Here is a 15944-nt window from a genome sequence, read left to right as displayed (position 1 = left end):
GGGGTACCCCCATCGAGGACCTTCCGGCGCCTTGCGATCGCACGCACCAGACACCGCGGCCTGATCCGGACGGGGTTTAGACACAGGCTCTCAGGACGTTCACACCATCCGATCGTGCCGCCCACCACTGACGTCCCGTCAGCCCCGCTCAGTGAGCTGCCAGCACCAGTGCCAGCCCGATCAACGCCGGAACGGTCTGCACGAAGAGAATCTTCCGGCTGGCCGTGGCGGCCCCGTACACGCCGGCTACGGCGACGCACACCAGGAAGAACACCTTCGCCTGGAAACCGGCCGGACCGGATGCCGCCGCGCCCCACACGAGCCCGGCGGCGAGGAAGCCGTTGTACAGCCCCTGATTGGCCGCGAGCGCCTTCGTCTCGGAGGCGAACTCGACGCTCGTCCCGAAAGCGGCACGAGCCCTCGGAGTGGTCCACAAGAACATCTCAAGGACCAGAATGTAGACGTGCAGCGCGGCGATGAGCAGCACCACGACAGTTGCGATGATCGACATGGACACCAGGTTCACACACCGCCCCCAAGCCCACCTCAGCCACGCGACGGCACCCCCACCCAATTTCCCCCAAGGTCGTAACGATCAGGAGCGTAACCTCTTCCTGTGCCCGCCCTCCGCCCGCATCGCGTCGCTGTCCTTGTGCTCGAAGGTGCGAAGCCGCTCGATGTCGGAATCCCCGCGCAGGTCTTCACGACCCGCGTGAGCATGCCTTACGAGGTACGGGTGTGCGGGGCGGAACCCGGTCTCGTGACCGGCGGCGATGGCCTCGCGTACTACGTCGCCCACGGCCTCGACGCGCTTGCGTGGGCCGACATCGTCTTCGTCCCCGGCTACCGGTTCCCGGACCGCGACGACCCGCCGCAGGCGGTCGTCGAGGCACTGGTCGCCGCCCACGACCGGGGCGCGCGGCTCGCCGCGATCTCGACGGGCGCCTTCGCGCTCGCCGCTACGGGCCTGCTCGACGGCAGACGCGCCACGACGCACTGGCACTACACGCGGGCACTCATGGCCAGGTATCCGCTCGTCCGGGTCGACGAGAACGTGCTGTTCGTGGACGAGGGCAGCGTGCTCACCTCGGCCGGCGCGGCCTCCGGCATCGACCTGTGCCTGCACATCCTGCGCGGCGACCTCGGAGTGGCCGCGTCCAACCACGCGGCCCGGCGTCTGGTCGCGGCCCCCTACCGAAGCGGCGGCCAGGCCCAGTATGTGCCGCGTAGCGTCCCCGAGCCGCGCGGAGAGCGGTTCGCCGCCACCCGTGAGTGGGCGCTCCACCGGCTCGGCGAACCCCTCACCCTCGACGTACTGGCGCGGCAGGCGGGGGTCTCGCCGCGCACGTTCTCCCGGCGTTTTGTCGAGGAGACCGGCTACACGCCGATGCAGTGGGTGATGCGCGCCCGTATCGACCTGGCCCGCGAACTGCTTGAGCGCTCGCAGCGCAGCGTCGAACAGATCGCCGCCGACATCGGGCTCGGCACCGGAGCGAATCTGCGTCTGCACTTCCAGCGCGTCCTCGGCACCACACCGAGCGAGTACCGGCGCACCTTCACCCGGGGTGAGTAACTCGTCGGGCACTGTGTGACGGGATCCTTTTGAACATGGCGGGATCCTTTTGAACCGTGGCGATCCCGCCACTGTTCGGCGACGCCACTCGCGGGCGAGCCTGGTGCGCAAGGGAAGGGACAACACTCATGACTCGCATCGCCATCAACGGATTCGGCCGCATCGGCCGCAATGTGCTGCGCGCACTGCTGGAGCGCGACAGCGCCCTTGAGATCGTCGCCGTCAACGACCTCACCGAGCCCGCCACTCTCGCCCGGCTGCTCGCCTTCGACAGCACGGCCGGTCGGCTCGGGCGCCCGGTGACCGCCGACGGGGACGCCCTCGTCGTTGACGGTCGTCGGATCACGGTGCTGGCCGAGCGCGAACCGGCGCAGTTGCCGTGGGCCGAACTCGGCGTCGACATCGTCCTGGAGGCCACCGGCCGCTTCACCTCGGCCAAGGGCGCCCGGGCGCACATCGAAGCGGGCGCGAAGAAGGTGCTCGTCAGCGCGCCTTCGGACGGCGCCGACGTCACGCTCGCGTTCGGGGTCAACACCGACGCCTACGACCCGGCCGTGCACACGATCGTCTCGAACGCCTCCTGCACCACCAACGCGCTCGCGCCGCTGGCCTCCGTCCTTGACGAACTCGCGGGCATCGAGCATGGGTTCATGACGACGGTGCACGCCTACACGCAGGAGCAGAACCTGCAGGACGGTCCGCACCGCGACGCCCGGCGAGCCCGGGCCGCGGGCGTCAACATCGTGCCGACCACGACCGGCGCCGCCAAGGCGATCGGCTTGGTGCTGCCGAACCTCGACGGCAAGCTGTCGGGCGACTCGATCCGCGTACCGGTGCCGGTGGGTTCGATCGTCGAACTCAATACGACCGTCGCCCGTGAGGTGACGCGCGACGAAGTGCTGGCGGCGTACCGCGCCGCAGCCGAAGGGCCGCTCGCCGGCATCCTGGAGTACTCGGACGACCCGCTCGTGTCGTCCGACATCACGGGCAATCCCGCCTCGTCGATCTTTGACTCGGCCCTCACCCGCGTCGACGGGCGCCACATCAAGGTGGTCGCCTGGTACGACAACGAGTGGGGCTTCTCGAACCGCGTGATCGACACGCTTGAGTTGCTCGCCACCCGCTGACCGGACGCCGGGGTGGTGCCCCGCCCTGCGTCATGTGAGTGGTCCTGTCTGGATCGCGTCGTCGCGGCATTGGGTACGCGGGCTCCCGGGCGGAGTGCTGTCCTGGAGCCCGAGTGCCGGTTGGACGACGCCGGCCCTGACCGACCTCGGCGAGTGATCTGGCGGCATATTCGTGCGGCCTCTGGTGCGGGTCGCCACCGGCGCTCGGGACACGGTTCGACGGGCGAGTGGAGCGTGGCTCAGGCGAGCCGGGTCTGCGAGTGGACCTTGCCAAGGGCGCTGCACGGGCGTGGACGTGTGGGTGGCTCTCCCGGCTTCGAGGAGGCTCATTGCCCGTCGGATATCTCAAGGGATCCGACATGTATGTTTCGCAGCAAGGTCGTATATGACGAGTAGAGCCCCCACATGACATCCTCTGTTTCGGTAACCCACGTTTTGAAGGATGCCTTGTTCACTCCATTCTCCTTCTCTTTTCTGTCGTGGGCGTCCTGGTCAAATATGATCTCCAGGAGTTTCGTCTTGGTGTCCACGGCGAGCACTGTCTGCGTCGCATCCATGTCTGGCCACCCATGCAGGTACGGGAGTTCGCTGACCGCGGTCCTCATGTGCCCGGCAAATGTTCCATAACTCCTGGAGTTTGTGTCGCCCGCTCGCCCAGAACCGCCGCCCTTCACCGCCATGGCTGATTCGAACGCGTGGTTCGCCCGCTGAACCCTGGCGCGTTCTGCCAGGCCCCTCAGTGCCGTGATGGCGGCGGCCTGACCTGACGCTGCAAGGGCGGCGGGAGTTCCCGGCTCAAGATTTTCGATGTCATCGATTACCTTGAGGATCGTGTCTCCCAGACCATTGAAGAGATGATCTCCCTGCTTGGGGCCATCCGGCTGAGCGCTCGAATTGCCTTGGGCGGCCTTCTTTCCCGCGGCCTTCGAGTTTTTGGAGTCTTTCGCTCTCTGTACTTCGGTACCGTGCGGCGGCAACCCGTTGGCGAGGACTTCTGCGGTGCCGGCTGACCGCTGGAGTGGGGCGGCTCCTGCCATTGCCCGCTGCGCGTTGGCTTCCGCCTCTTGTTCGTACCGGTCGGACGGGTCCGACACCTTGAGACCGGCCCCGTTGTCGGTGCCGGCGACGGGGCCTTGCCGTTGTTGGATGACGTGGGTGAGTTCGTGGGCGAGGGTGTGCTTATCGCCTCCGCCGTCGCCGATGACGACGTGGTTGCCGGAGGTGTAGGCGCGGGCACCCACTTCGGCGGCGGAGGCTTTGGCGGCGGTGCCATTGTGGATGCGGACGTCGGAGAAGTCCGCGCCGAGCCGGGCTTCCATGTCGGTACGGGTCGCGTCGTCCATCGGCCGCCCGCTGGTGCGCAGGATGTCGTGAACGGCGGAGCGCTGTACGGCAGTCGCTGCCTGTTCGGGGGCTTGTTGGTGGCCGCAGTCGGCACCGTGCTGATGCTGCTCGGGCTGGGCCAAGGCGTGGCCGGTGGCCCGTAACATCTGGACGACGGCTGCGTTACCCGCGCTGCTCTGCAGGGCAAGGAGCCCACCGGGTGTGCCGCCACCCGGGGCGGGAGCCCTGCCGACCGAGCGGGCGGGCTTCCTGCCGTCGGGAGTGCGGGCTTTGTCGTTGGTGTGCATCGGGTCCTCTCACGGACTACTCGCGGTATGTGTGTTCGCGCAGCGCTGCTGACAGAGTTTGGCCCCCGGTGGCTCCGCGCGGGCGCACGATCGTTGTAGTTGGCACTAGTGCTTCTTTAACATCTCCGGGCGTTCCGTGTGTAGGGGGCAAGAGCGGGCATGCGCGGTCAGCCTGGCTTCACCGGCCTCGGCTGGACGTAGCCCTGTCCCTCGGGGCGGCTCCAGGAGTGAAGCGAGTGGGTAGAAGAGGACTGTTCCTACCGCAACTCCCTTGATCGCGCCGCCGACCGGGCGTTCTGGCTGGAGCAGATGTCCGGCCTCCTGGACGTGCCCACCCTGAGAGGACGCGCCGCCCCGTCTGGGGGCTCGCATATCGAAGTACAGCTCTGGGCCGAGGCCCACATGCCGCTCCGATGGTTCCAGACCGACGACAACAGGGGCTGACGACAAGAGGGTCGGAGAACTCCCGCCGGATCTTCCAGCCCGGGTGCGCGTCCACGAGGCGCTCCGCGTCGTCTCGCATCCAACAGCCGTCGACGCCGTGCACTGTGCGCGACAGCGACTGCCGGACTGCCGGACTGCCGGACAGCCGGGCGGCGGATATCGCGTCGGTGACCCAACTGGCGATGGCCGAGGTGTTCATGCAACGGATCATGTCAGTCGCCTCGGCCATCGCATGGCCCCGCAGAGGCACTCACACCGGACCGCGCGCGGCGCAGCGCTCGTCGCGCTGTTCCCCCCCGAAAGCCCGGTGGGCTACGTCCTCGACGGGCACCACAAGCTCGCCGGGTACGAGCAGGCGCAGGTCCGTCCGCTGATCATCAGGCTGCCCCCCAAGTGCCCCGCCCCTTCCGGCGCGACGTCCTCGATCGGGCCCGGGTGGCGTTCTCCGACGGCGCGCCCCGCCGTCAGGGCGACGCGCGCGCTGGGTGATGCGGTCACCGGTCTCCCCACGTACCGTCGGCGTCGTCGGGGCGGGCGTGCTGGGGGCTACCGGCTATTTCGTTTGGATGGTCCAGACCAAATGGCATAGGTTCCTCCGGTGCCCAGGCTCAGCGGGCATCCACACAAAACCTCGGGGGGTCCCACCAGTGTTGCCTCAGCATGTCGTCCTGCCGCCTCCGGCCACGCCGCTGCGCTCGCCGCGCGGACTGGCCACCGCCACCAGCGTGCTCCTCGCCGTGGCCGCCGCCGTTGACGCCTTCGCCGTGTACGCGGGAGCCGTCATGCACGGCGTGAGCGGTGATCTGCTCTCTCGCGGCGAGGACGAAGTCGATCGCGCCGACCACCTCTACCAAGCGGCCGGCCTCCTTCAGGTGCTTGCCCTGATCGCCACGGCGGTCGTCTTCATCGTCTGGTTCCACCGGGTCCGCTGCAACGCCGACGTGTTCGCGGGCGACGTGTGCACCCGTGGGAAGGGCTGGGCCATCGGCGGCTGGTTCGTCCCGGTCGGCAACCTGTGGATCCCCTCCCAGATCGCCCGCGAGATCTGGACGGCCAGCGCGCAGTCCGCGCCGGACGGCTCGTGGCGCACGGTCTCCCAGCGGCCGATCACGGCTTGGTGGAGCCTGTGGGTGGCCAACCTGGTCATAGGGCGGATCGCCTCGACCATGTACAAGAACGCCGATACTCCCGAGGCGCTTCAGCGTGCCGCCGACGTCACGATGCTGGCCGATGCGCTCAGTATGGCGGCCGCGATCCTCGCGATCGTCTTCGTCCGGAAGCTGACCGCGATGCAGGACCTCAAGGCGACCCAAGGACCGGTCGCCGCCCTCTGATTGCGGCACCCCCTCCTCTGAGCGCCGCCCGGACGAGTCCGAGGCGGCGCTCAGCCACGTCGTGGCAAAGCGTCCGACCCGCCACGACCTGGATCGTGACATCGGCGCGTCGGACGCCGGCCCCCGCCCGGGATCACTCGCGGAGAGTGCCCTCGTACGGAGCGACCCGGCCCGGAGCTCGGGCAGGGGCGCCCAGTTGGGCCGCGAGCCGTTCGCGCAGCTGGACGAGCCGTTCGATGCGGGCATCCAGATCGTCGAGGCGGCGCCTGGCCACATGCTCGACGGCGCGCTGCGGACCGGGACCCCCGTCGCGCAGGAGACCCGGCGCATCGCGCCCGGGCATCGCGTCGAGCAGCGGCGCCAGGGTGCGTAGATCGCTCACGGTCAGCCCGGCCTCAAGGAGTTCACGTACCGTCCGCAGCCGGCGCACCTCGTCCGGCCCGTACACGCGATGGCCCGACGGGGTACGCCTGGCGGCCACCAGCCCCTGCTCCTCGTAGTAGCGCAGCGCCCTGGGCGTCAGCCCGGCCTTGCCCGCCGCGTCCCCGATCCGCATCCTCTCCGCCTCCTGCTCGATCCGTCTTCCCGTCCAGCGTCCCCGAGGTGGGCCGCGGAATCAGAACTCGACCAGCACCGCCCCGATATGACGCCCCGTCAGCAACTCCGCGAGTGCGCCGGGCGCTTTCTCAATGCCATGCACACGGAAGTGGGGGAAGGTCAGGGTCGACTCGCGCAGCCCCCGGGCGAACACCTCGTTCCACTGAGGGATGAGTTCGAGGTGGTCGTAGAGGGCCAGCCCCCGCAGAGTGATACCGCTGGTGATCAGGGACATGCTGTCGATCACGGCCGTGGTACGGGTGCCGCCGGTCGCGGACAGCTGCCCGGACAACGCGCCGATCAGTGCGAAGCGGGCGCCGGACCGGGCCACCGCGAGCGCTGCCTGCAACTGCTCACCGCCGACGTTGTCGAAGACCGCGTCGATGCCGTCGGGCGCGGCCTGGCGCAGCTGCTCCTCGATGGAGCCCTCGCCCCGGATGACGGCCGCGTCGTAACCGAGCTCCTGGATCAGATGGTCGGCCTTGGCGCGGGAGCCGGTGCTGCCGATGACCCGCGTCGCGCCCCGCAGCCGGGCGATCTGCCCGGCCAGCGACCCGACGCCACCCGCGGCCCCGCTGACGAACACCGTGTCACCGGGCCGGACCTCGGCGCCGAGCGTCATGCCCATCCAGGCGGTGGCCCCCTGCGAGAGATAGGCGCCCGGGTCGTCGAAGAGAGCGCGGTCGCGTCGGTGTACGTGGGCGGGGTCCACCACCGCGTACTCCCGCCAGCCCAGGTCGTGCTCGACCAGTTCTCCGGGGGTGAAGTCGGTGCCGGGAGCCGCGATCACCTCGCCGATGGCCGGTCCGGTCAGCGTCTGCCCGATCTCGTACGGTCGCATCGGTACGTCGCTGGACTCGTCCATGAGGGTGCGCATCACGGCGGCGATTCCCATGACCTTGTTGCGCACGAGAACCTGCCCGTGCTCCGGCTCGGGGACCGGCCGCTCGACGATCTCGAAATGCTCGTCACCGAGCGGGCCGTGGGGGCGGGAGGCCAGGCGGACTTCGCGGCTGATGGTGTGCTGAGTGCTGTCGATCATGAGATCGACGCTAGAACTTGACGCTCGCGTCAATGTCAAGTCAGCTCCTCGCGGCTGTAGTTGAGCGGGGCGGGGGAGCGGAGTTGAACCCTGCGGACGGACCGGCCCGGACCGGTCCGCGTCCATGCCGAGTCCCCTCCCGTTCCACAGGGCAGGCGCGGGTCGACGCGCAGCGGCACTTTGACATCGGCGGAGAGTGGCAATTCCCACATCCGTGTCGCGGGCCAGGGTGTCCGGCGAGGCGTCAGGTCCCGTCTCCTGCACGGCTTTTCGGGCAGCGACGAACACACGCTGACGAGCCTCCCCGCGGCACCGGGGGCCGAGGGCCTGCGGTGCGGGCCGTGCGGTAGTCACGGGTTGAGCCTCCTTGCCTGGTGAATGGCTCCCCTTGTATCGAAGGATGGCACTCCGATACTCTCCCCGCAGGGTAATCGGAGGAAAGGCATCCGATGAAGTCGGCGCCCTGCGGTGCAGGTCAAGGCGGTGTCGGGGCTCTGGCTGCGGAGTCTCGGGGGCCGGGTGATCCGTCCTCGGCGCGCGCTTCGGCCGCCCTGTCTCCGTGCTGCCGCATGAGGTCGTCCCTGTCGTCGTCGCGTGCCCCCCTCGCCCCGGCTGGCTGGATTCCATCAAGATCATCCCCGCTCAACTGACGGTTCTGATCGGTGTGGTAGGCATGTATCACCTACTCATTCCGAACGGGAGCGCCTGCTTCCGCATTCCGAGGCATCGAGGTCAAGGGGGAGTGCTATGACTGGCACGCAGACGGCGGAATCGGGGTGTGCGGAGAACGTACCGGCTGGGGGGCTCCTGCCTGATCTGCCGGCGGTCCGCGCGGTGGTGGACGTCATCTCCGGAAAGTGGGACCTCACGGTCCTGGTGGAGCTGTGGCCGCAGAGCCGCGGCCACGCGGAACTGGGCCGCGCCACTCGCGTCGAGCGCAAGCAACTCACTCGTGTGCTGCGCCGGTTGGAGGAGTCCGGCCTGATCGACCGTACGGTGCGCACCGACCGACCACCGGTGCGGGTCAGCTACGGGCTGACCGCCAAGGGGCGCCAACTCCTGCGGAATGTCGACGAGTTGGCCCGTTGGTGGGCCTCGGCGCCCGGGTCTTGCGGTTAGACGGTGCCCGGTGGGCCGGGGTCGCGGTGTCCGGCACGGTGGCACTTCGCCGCGTCGCCGAACCGTTCCGACGGCTCCTCCCCAGGGCCTTCAGGTGCGCGGCCACACCGTCGGGGATCACGGCCCGCCACATCGTGGACCAGTCCGCCGGCGACGGGCTGATGGAGAGCTCAGGACGCCGGGCGGTCCGGGTGGATGCCGAAGGTCCGCAGGATCCGGGCATGTCGAGTGCGACCGCGCCGGTCCTGCGGGTCATCGACCGGGCCGACCGGCGGATCGCGTCCTTCGGTTTCGTTTCCAGTGCCAGGCGCGGCGCAGCCCGCCGGGTGTGCCGCCTGTCAGGCCGTCCGCCCGCCCGCCTTGCGGGTCTTGGGCTTCGTGCCGTCCGTGTCGACCGCGGACCCGTTCCACAGTGCGTCCAGCGCCTCCTGGTCCAGGCTCGGACCCGAGAGTTCGGGGGTGTCCTCGGCCGTCATCCCCCCGGCCAGCAAATCCACGTAGCGGTGGGCCAGTTGCTGTGCCAGCTCGGTGTCCACGCCCGGCAGTGGACGGGAGAGCAGGGCGAGTACCAGCAGCAGGTCCACGTGGTTGATCTGTGTCGCCCGCAACGAGCCTTCCGTGCGAGCCCGTTCGAGAAGCCCGGTGAGCGCGGCCACGTACTCGGCGCGCACCTGCAGCACCTCCGGCGTCTTGAGGAAGCGGCCGGCTGCCACCGGCAGCATCCCGGCGGCGTGCGAGGAGATGCTGTAGTGCAGCACGCGCGCCAGTGCCCGCCAGCCGTCCGGCTCCTCCTCGGCCGCGCGCGCGGCCTCGGAGGTGACCTCGCGCATGACGGCCAGGCAGACCTCCCGCAGCAGGTCCTCGCGGGTGGGGAACCGCCGGTAGAGCGTGGCGATGCCCACACCGCCGCGGCGGGCGATCTCTTCCAGTGGGGCATCCGGCCCCTTCTCCTGGAAGACCAGTTTCGCGGTGTCGACGACCCGTTTGCGCGCCTCCGCGCGGAACCGTGGGCCGGTCTGAGGCGCCGCTGGATCCGGCGATTTGGTCGGCATACTCAAACCCCTTGTTCGGAGGGCTTCCCTCCGATAGTGTGACGGCATGGTTCGGAGGACTGCCCTCCGAATGCTGGACTCTACCGTGAAATGAGGACAACGGTCATGGTGACGTTAGGCTCCGGCGCTCGTCGGCGCGAGGTTTTCTCCTCCGCCGCGCCGGTCCTTGTCGATGTCGAGCTGGGGGTCGGAGAGATCCGCGTCCGGCTGGTCGAGAGCGCGGAGATCGCCGTCGAGGTCCGGCTCGATACGGGCTGGTCGGCGGCCGCCCAGCCAGGCTTCCCCAACGGGGGTGTCTGGTCGAGCGGTTACTCCTGGGGTCGGCATCCCGAGCACCATCCGGCACCCCACGTGCCCGGCATTCCGCCTGTGCCTTCCGTCCCCTCCTCTCAGCCCATGCCGTCGGTAGCGCCGGCGGGCTGGGCCTGGGCGCCCGGGCACGGCGCGATCCCGCCCGGGCACGGCTATGTGCCCGGATACGGGACGGTGCCGCCCGGCCGCGGCTACATCCCGGGCCAGGGCGCGGTGTTGGGTGCCGGAGGAGCCGTCTCGGAAGGCGGGGTGGAGACCGCCGGCGCGACGGACCTCGACGACGTGCTGATCTCGTTCTCGCCGGAGAGCGGGCTGAAGGTGAGCGCGCCGCAGGGACATCCGCTGCGAAGCCGCGCGCTCGTCGTGGACATCACCGCTCCGGCCCACTCCCGGCTCAGCCTGCGGACCGGCAGCGGCGGCATCGCCGTGGCCGGCGCGGCAGCCGTGGCTCAACTGGTCACCGCATCCGGCTCGGTGGACCTGGAGCGTGTCGAGGAGTCGGCCCGCTTGGAGACCGGCACCGGCGCCATCGCGGTGGGCCACCTCAGCGGCAACGCCCAGCTGCGCACCGGCAGCGGAATGCTGGCCATCGGCACGGTCGAGGGTGAGGTGTCCGCGCGCGTCGGCACCGGGCAGATCGTGGTCGACTCCCTCGCGGCGGGCCGTATCGACGCCGAGACGAACTCGGGGGAGATCCGCGTACGAGTACCCCGCGACCGGGTCGCCGACGTCGACGCCCGCTCGGGAGCCGGCGGCGTGTACAACGACCTCATCGACGAGCCCCAGCTGCCGGCCTCGGCGCCGCGGGTCCACGTCGGTGTCCGCACCGGCTCGGGTCGCATCCGGATCAGTCGGGCGTCCTGACCGCCTCGGAGCCAACCCCCGTTCCTCCAGCAGCAGTTCTCAGGCAACAGGAGCTCTAGCGTGCACACCTCTGTCGGCCGATTACTCGACGGCCGCACCGCTCTGGTGACCGGCGGTGGCCGCGGCATCGGTGCCGCTGTCGCCCGGGCGCTGGGCCGGTGCGGCGCCTCGGTGGCCGTCAACTACCTCAGCAACGCCCAGGCCGCCTCCGACGTGGTCCGCGACATCGAGCTGGAGCACTCCAAGGCGGTCGCCGTGCAGGGCGATGTCCGCGACCCCGACTCGGCCGCCGAAATGGTCAGGCAAGCAACGGAGTTGCTCGGCGGCATCGACATCCTCGTCTGCAACGTCGTCGGTGGCGATCCGGTCTTCCGGGGCGCCGCCCTGGACTCCGGGTTCGAGATCCAGACCAGGACCGACGCCCAACTGCGCGCCACCCTCAATGTCTGCCGCCTCGTGGCCCCGGCCATGCGCCGGCGCCACAGGGGCAGCATCGTCTTCGTCGGCTTCAGCGAGTCCCGCGGCAGCTCACCCGAGCTGGCCGACATCGCGATCGCCAAAGCCGCCCAAGAGGCACTCATGCGGGTCCTCGCAGCCGAACTCGGCCCCGACGGGGTACGGGTGAACACCGTGGCGCCCGGCCTCGTACCCACCGGCGGAAGCATCCCCTCCGGTATCCCGCCGGGCGTCGCGACCCTCGAAACCATCACCCCGCTGCGCCGCATCGCCCAGGCCGAGGACGTCGCCGACGCCGTGCTGGCGCTCTCCAGTGACCTCACCCGCCACATCACGGGTGCCTGCCTGCCGGTGGACGGAGGGCTGATCATGCACTGACACCGGACCCCCAGACCGCCCCCACCGCGAGCGGAATCCCCCGTGCGCTCCGGTGGGGGCACCATCAGCGCGTACCACCGAAAAACAGGACGCGTTTTTCTTTTTTGTGCCCCGAACGGAACTCGGCGCCCTCCGGCGCAATTCATCGGCACACGGCACGGAGTCGGGATACCTCCTTGCCTTTTTCGGCACGAGGAAAACGGATGCCACATGGTGGCATCAAGTTCTCCCTTGTGACCGTGGCCAGAGTTTGCTTGCCTGTTGAAAGGCCCGCTGCCCAGCGTGAGAGGGCGGTACGGCAAGGCCTTTATGGACAGGTACAGGAGACTGTTTTGGCGACCATATGCCGACCCGCGATAGCGGTTCCGGAGAATGTCATCACGATGGAAGAGACCCTCGACATGGCCCAGAGGGTCCATGCCGGGAGTCCGCAACTTCCGCTGGCGCTGCGCCTCATCACCAATACCGGAGTCCAGAAGCGGCACATCATCCAGCCGCTCGAACAGACCCTCGCCCACCCCGGGTTCGAGATCCGCAACCAGATCTACGAGCGGGAGGCCAAGCGCCGCGTCCCGCCCGTGATCCAGCAGGCCCTCGCCAACGCCGAGGTCACCGCCAGGGACATCGACGCGATCATCTACGTGTCGTGCACCGGTTTCATGATGCCCTCCCTGACGGCCTGGCTGATCAACACCATGGGCTTCCGCTCCACCACCCGCCAAATCCCCATCGCCCAGCTCGGATGCGCCGCCGGCGCCGCCGCGATCAACCGCGCGCACGACTTCTGCGTGGCCCATCCGCAGGCCAACGTCCTTGTAGTGGCCTGCGAGTTCTGCTCGCTGTGCTACCAGCCGACCGACGGCGACATCGGCTCCCTGCTCTCCGACGGACTGTTCGGCGACGCGGTGGGTGCCACCGTCGTGCGCGGCCAGGGCGGCACGGGCGTGCGCCTGGAGCGCAACGCCGCCTACCTGATCCCGGACACCGAGGACTGGATCTCCTACGACGTGAAGGACACCGGCTTCCACTTCCGCCTGGACAAGCGGGTCCCCGGGACGATGGAGCCGCTGGCCCCGGTCCTGCGGGACGTCGCCCGCGGGCACGGCTGGGACGCCGGCAATCTGGACTTCTACATCATCCACGCGGGCGGCCCCCGTATCCTGGACGACCTGTCCAAATACCTCGGGGTCGCGCCGGAGGAATTCCGGTTCAGCCGGGCCACGCTCACCGAGTACGGAAACATCGCGAGTGCCGTCGTACTCGATTCGCTGGGCCGGATGTTCGACGAGCTGCGACTGGACGACGGCGCACAGGGAATGATTGCCGGATTCGGTCCCGGCATCACCGCCGAGATAGCCGTGGGCAGTTGGGCCACCCCCGATACGAATGCCGCCCTGGAACGGTCGCTCGAAGCCGTGGTATCGGCATGAGTGTCGACGGTCTCATCGTTCCGCCGGGCCAGGGAAAGAAACTCGTCACCAAGGCACACGAGGTCACCTTCAAGGTGACCGGCGAGCACTCAACGACGGGATCCAGTTTTGAGGTCATCGTGCCGCCCGGGTTCGACGTCGGGGCCCATACGCACACCCGCAGCGAGGAGCTGTTCTACATCGTCGAGGGGGAGCTGGACGTCCTCGCCTTCGACCCGGTGACGCGCGAGGGCCACTGGTCGGACTGGGAGTCCCCCGTCGGCGCCAAGCCCGTACGGGCCGGGGCGGGCAGCGTCCTGTTCGTGCCGCCCGGTTGCCCGCACGCCTTCGCCAACCGCACTGACACCCCCGTGAAGATGTTCTTCCAGGCCTCGCCCCCGCCCGACCACGAGGCGTACTTCGACCAGCTCCTGGAGATCTTCGCGGCCGGCGGCGAGATCGACGCCTCCGCGGTGGAGCGGCTGCGCGAGAAGTACGACATCCAACAGATCACGCCCCTGTCCTACGGCTGATCGCGCTGCGGCCGAAGCATGGCCGAGCACGCCGCCTCGGAGACAGCCGCCCCAGCGACGTGAAAGAACAGGACGCCCCATGTCGCGCATTCTTGCCATCCCCGGCTCCCTTCGCGCGGAGTCGTTCAACGCACGGCTCCTCAAGGCCTTGCCTCCGCTCGCCCCCGACGGCATGGAGTTCGAGTTCTTCGGAGGAATCGGCGAACTCCCCCTCTACAACGAGGACTTCGACACGGACCCGGCGCTGCCGGCTGTGGCACGGTGGCGCGCGGCGCTCCGACAGGCCGACGGCCTCGTCATCGCCACCCCCGAGTACAACCAGTCCATCCCCGGAGTCCTCAAGAACGCCATCGACTGGGCATCCCGCCCGCACGGGAGGGGCCCCCTCACCGGGAAGGCGATCAGTGTCATGGTCGCCACACTCGGCCGGGCCAAGGGATTCCGCGGACTGACCGACACCAGCCGCATCCTCACCGGACTCGGCAACCTGGTCATCGCCGAACCCGAGGTGGTGGTCCCCTCCGCGCCCAGCGCCCTGACCACGGGCCCCGACGGGGAGCCCTGCCTGACCGACCCGGTCGCCAAGACCCTGATCACCATCCAGCTGGAGGCGCTGGCCGACGTCATCAAGACGCAGGCGGCCGGCAGCGCCCGGGAGGCAGTCGAGCGCAACCGATCGCTCATGGACTACCTCCACTTCTTCCCGATCATCACCAAGGCCCTCGAAGACGGCGCCGGCACCTCCGCGGCCGCCGAGCGGCTGACGGCCGCGGGCATCGACGCGGACACCGCCGCCGACTGGGTTGAGCGCGCCCTGCGCCACTGACCCACCCTTCTCCTTCGACGGATCTCCTCCATCCAACACACCGCTCCACAAAGGAACTTCGCCATGCCCAACAGCGTTCGCACCCCCGGACTCCACGACCCGGCCGTCCGCAAGGTCCTCGACCGCCTCTTCACCGAAGCCGTCGAGGACGAGACCAAGACGCCGAGCGTGGCCGGCGCGCTCACCGCCTGGGGCGGCCTGCCCAGCGAGGCGGAGCTGACCCGGATCTCCCGGATAGCCGAGGACGCGCTGCTGCCCGTGCCCCCGGAGGTCGGCACCCTCCTCTACCAGCTGGTCCGCGCCACCGGTGCCACCACGGTCGTCGAGTACGGCACGTCGTACGGCATCTCCACCATCCACCTTGCCGCCGCCGTACGGGACAACGGCGGCGGCAAGGTGATCGGCTCCGAACTCAACGAGACCAAGGCGGAGATCGCCACCGCGAACATCGCCGAGGCGGGGCTCGCGGAGTACGCCGAGGTCCGCCGCGGCGACGCCCGCGAGAGCCTCCTGTCGGTACCGGGCCCGGTGGGCCTGCTGCTGCTCGACGGCTGGACCCCGCTCTTCCTCAACGTGCTGGAGCTCCTGGAGCCGAAGCTCGTCACGGGTTCGGTGGTGGTCGCCGACGACACCGCGCTCTTCCCGGAGAAGCTCAAGGACTACTTCGCCCACGTGCGCGGCGAGGCCAACGGCTACACGTCACTGCCGCTGCCCATCGGTGACGGGCTCGAACTGTCCGTCCGCACCCGCTGATCCACCCCCCGCACCGGCCGGAGAGCCGCGCCCCCGGCGGCTCTCCGGCCCCCCACCGCACCACCGCCGTCACCTCAGCCAGCAGCCGCTGCAACCCCAGGGAGCGTTGTGTCCCGTCGTCTCTTCACCTCGGAGTCTGTGACCGAGGGTCATCCCGACAAGATCGCTGACCAGATCAGCGACACGATCCTCGACGCGCTTCTGCGCGAGGACCCGACCTCCCGCGTGGCCGTGGAGACCTTGATCACCACGGGTCTGGTGCATGTGGCCGGAGAGGTCACGACCAAGGCGTACGCGCCGATCGCGCAGCTGGTCCGCGACAAGATCCTGGAGATCGGCTACGACTCGTCGAAGAAGGGCTTCGACGGTGCCTCGTGTGGTGTGTCGGTGTCCATCGGCGCCCAGTCCCCGGACATCGCGCAGGGTGTCGACACCGCGTATGAGCAGCGGGTGGAGGGTGATGAGGACGAGCTGGACAAGCAGGGTGCGGGCGA

Annotated in this window: 16 protein-coding genes; 11 read left to right on the top strand and 5 right to left on the bottom strand. The window is 69.2% G+C overall.

Going from position 1 to position 15944, the window contains the following annotated elements; genetic code table 11:
* Positions 1-148: 148 nt before the first annotated feature.
* Positions 149-511 carry a DUF1304 domain-containing protein gene (locus ACWC2B_RS37615; RefSeq protein WP_450724780.1) on the bottom strand — a complete coding sequence of 121 codons (363 nt, stop codon included), beginning with the start codon at positions 509-511 and terminating at the stop codon, positions 149-151.
* Between the two features lie 105 nt (positions 512-616).
* Here ACWC2B_RS37615 and ACWC2B_RS37610 point away from each other — a divergent pair, with 105 nt between their 5' ends.
* Together ACWC2B_RS37610 and gap are read left to right on the top strand one after the other, a co-directional pair.
* Positions 617-1573, top strand: coding sequence for a GlxA family transcriptional regulator (locus ACWC2B_RS37610; RefSeq protein ID WP_450724778.1), 957 nt, complete (start codon positions 617-619; stop codon positions 1571-1573).
* A 128-nt stretch (positions 1574-1701) separates the two neighbouring features.
* Positions 1702-2700, top strand: coding sequence for a type I glyceraldehyde-3-phosphate dehydrogenase (gap, locus tag ACWC2B_RS37605; RefSeq protein ID WP_450724776.1), 999 nt, complete (start codon positions 1702-1704; stop codon positions 2698-2700).
* 326 nt (positions 2701-3026) lie between these two features.
* Here gap and ACWC2B_RS37600 read toward each other — a convergent pair whose 3' ends face one another.
* Complete coding sequence (locus ACWC2B_RS37600; RefSeq protein ID WP_450724774.1) at positions 3027-4331, bottom strand: eCIS core domain-containing protein; 1305 nt, start codon at positions 4329-4331, stop codon at positions 3027-3029.
* Between the two features lie 1091 nt (positions 4332-5422).
* Here ACWC2B_RS37600 and ACWC2B_RS37595 point away from each other — a divergent pair.
* Positions 5423-6109 carry a DUF4328 domain-containing protein gene (locus ACWC2B_RS37595; RefSeq protein ID WP_450724772.1) on the top strand — a complete coding sequence of 229 codons (687 nt, stop codon included), beginning with the start codon at positions 5423-5425 and terminating at the stop codon, positions 6107-6109.
* A 133-nt stretch (positions 6110-6242) separates the two neighbouring features.
* On the opposite strand, the gene ACWC2B_RS37590 is transcribed toward ACWC2B_RS37595, so the two are convergent.
* Positions 6243-6665, bottom strand: a complete 423-nt coding sequence (locus ACWC2B_RS37590; protein ID WP_450724770.1) for a MerR family transcriptional regulator — start codon at positions 6663-6665, stop codon at positions 6243-6245.
* 60 nt (positions 6666-6725) lie between these two features.
* A complete protein-coding gene (locus ACWC2B_RS37585) occupies positions 6726-7748 on the bottom strand; it encodes an MDR family NADP-dependent oxidoreductase (protein WP_450724768.1) in 1023 nt (340 codons plus the stop codon).
* Between the two features lie 747 nt (positions 7749-8495).
* Between ACWC2B_RS37585 and ACWC2B_RS37580 the strand changes: the two genes are divergently transcribed.
* Complete coding sequence (locus tag ACWC2B_RS37580) at positions 8496-8867, top strand: winged helix-turn-helix transcriptional regulator (protein WP_450724766.1); 372 nt, start codon at positions 8496-8498, stop codon at positions 8865-8867.
* A 338-nt stretch (positions 8868-9205) separates the two neighbouring features.
* On the opposite strand, the gene ACWC2B_RS37575 is transcribed toward ACWC2B_RS37580, so the two are convergent.
* On the bottom strand, positions 9206-9919 hold the full coding sequence (locus tag ACWC2B_RS37575) for a TetR/AcrR family transcriptional regulator (RefSeq protein ID WP_450724764.1): 714 nt from the start codon (positions 9917-9919) through the stop codon (positions 9206-9208).
* Between the two features lie 105 nt (positions 9920-10024).
* Between ACWC2B_RS37575 and ACWC2B_RS37570 the strand changes: the two genes are divergently transcribed.
* The 7 genes from ACWC2B_RS37570 to ACWC2B_RS37540 all read left to right on the top strand — a co-directional run.
* Positions 10025-11095 (top strand): DUF4097 family beta strand repeat-containing protein, encoded by a 1071-nt coding sequence (locus ACWC2B_RS37570; protein ID WP_450724762.1) that lies wholly within the window; start codon positions 10025-10027, stop codon positions 11093-11095.
* Between the two features lie 60 nt (positions 11096-11155).
* Entirely contained in the window at positions 11156-11929 is a 774-nt protein-coding gene (locus ACWC2B_RS37565; protein WP_450724760.1) for an SDR family NAD(P)-dependent oxidoreductase, read from the top strand.
* A 332-nt stretch (positions 11930-12261) separates the two neighbouring features.
* The gene (locus ACWC2B_RS37560; protein ID WP_450724758.1) at positions 12262-13359 is read left to right on the top strand and encodes a type III polyketide synthase; all 1098 of its coding nucleotides are present in this window, start codon (positions 12262-12264) and stop codon (positions 13357-13359) included.
* Positions 13356-13871, top strand: a complete 516-nt coding sequence (locus tag ACWC2B_RS37555; protein WP_450724756.1) for a cupin domain-containing protein — start codon at positions 13356-13358, stop codon at positions 13869-13871. The genes ACWC2B_RS37560 and ACWC2B_RS37555 overlap by 4 nt, the downstream gene beginning before the upstream one ends.
* Positions 13872-13950: 79 nt before the next feature.
* Positions 13951-14697: an NAD(P)H-dependent oxidoreductase gene (locus ACWC2B_RS37550; RefSeq protein WP_450724754.1), complete on the top strand. Its 747-nt coding sequence runs from the start codon at positions 13951-13953 to the stop codon at positions 14695-14697.
* A gap of 63 nt (positions 14698-14760) precedes the next feature.
* Positions 14761-15450, top strand: a complete 690-nt coding sequence (locus ACWC2B_RS37545) for an O-methyltransferase (protein ID WP_450724752.1) — start codon at positions 14761-14763, stop codon at positions 15448-15450.
* Positions 15451-15558: 108 nt separating this feature from the next.
* Positions 15559-15944, top strand: a 386-nt coding sequence (locus ACWC2B_RS37540; RefSeq protein ID WP_450724750.1) for an S-adenosylmethionine synthetase N-terminal domain-containing protein, incomplete at its 3' end; no start/stop codon positions are given.

The organism is Streptomyces sp. NPDC001415, assembly GCF_053597395.1.
Note: the sequence above shows the minus strand (reverse complement) of the source record. Positions and strands in the feature narration are given on the sequence as shown.

What these genes read in the sequence shown, in the direction of transcription:
- ACWC2B_RS37615 (WP_450724780.1), bottom strand. Translation starts at nt 511, where the DNA reads ATGTCGATCATCGCAACTGTCGTGGTGCTGCTCATCGCCGCGCTGCAC.
- gap (WP_450724776.1), top strand. Translation starts at nt 1,702, where the DNA reads ATGACTCGCATCGCCATCAACGGATTCGGCCGCATCGGCCGCAATGTG.
- ACWC2B_RS37600 (WP_450724774.1), bottom strand. Translation starts at nt 4,331, where the DNA reads ATGCACACCAACGACAAAGCCCGCACTCCCGACGGCAGGAAGCCCGCC.
- ACWC2B_RS37590 (WP_450724770.1), bottom strand. Translation starts at nt 6,665, where the DNA reads ATGCGGATCGGGGACGCGGCGGGCAAGGCCGGGCTGACGCCCAGGGCG.
- ACWC2B_RS37585 (WP_450724768.1), bottom strand. Translation starts at nt 7,748, where the DNA reads ATGATCGACAGCACTCAGCACACCATCAGCCGCGAAGTCCGCCTGGCC.
- ACWC2B_RS37580 (WP_450724766.1), top strand. Translation starts at nt 8,496, where the DNA reads ATGACTGGCACGCAGACGGCGGAATCGGGGTGTGCGGAGAACGTACCG.
- ACWC2B_RS37575 (WP_450724764.1), bottom strand. Translation starts at nt 9,919, where the DNA reads ATGCCGACCAAATCGCCGGATCCAGCGGCGCCTCAGACCGGCCCACGG.
- ACWC2B_RS37570 (WP_450724762.1), top strand. Translation starts at nt 10,025, where the DNA reads ATGGTGACGTTAGGCTCCGGCGCTCGTCGGCGCGAGGTTTTCTCCTCC.
- ACWC2B_RS37555 (WP_450724756.1), top strand. Translation starts at nt 13,356, where the DNA reads ATGAGTGTCGACGGTCTCATCGTTCCGCCGGGCCAGGGAAAGAAACTC.
- ACWC2B_RS37550 (WP_450724754.1), top strand. Translation starts at nt 13,951, where the DNA reads ATGTCGCGCATTCTTGCCATCCCCGGCTCCCTTCGCGCGGAGTCGTTC.
- ACWC2B_RS37545 (WP_450724752.1), top strand. Translation starts at nt 14,761, where the DNA reads ATGCCCAACAGCGTTCGCACCCCCGGACTCCACGACCCGGCCGTCCGC.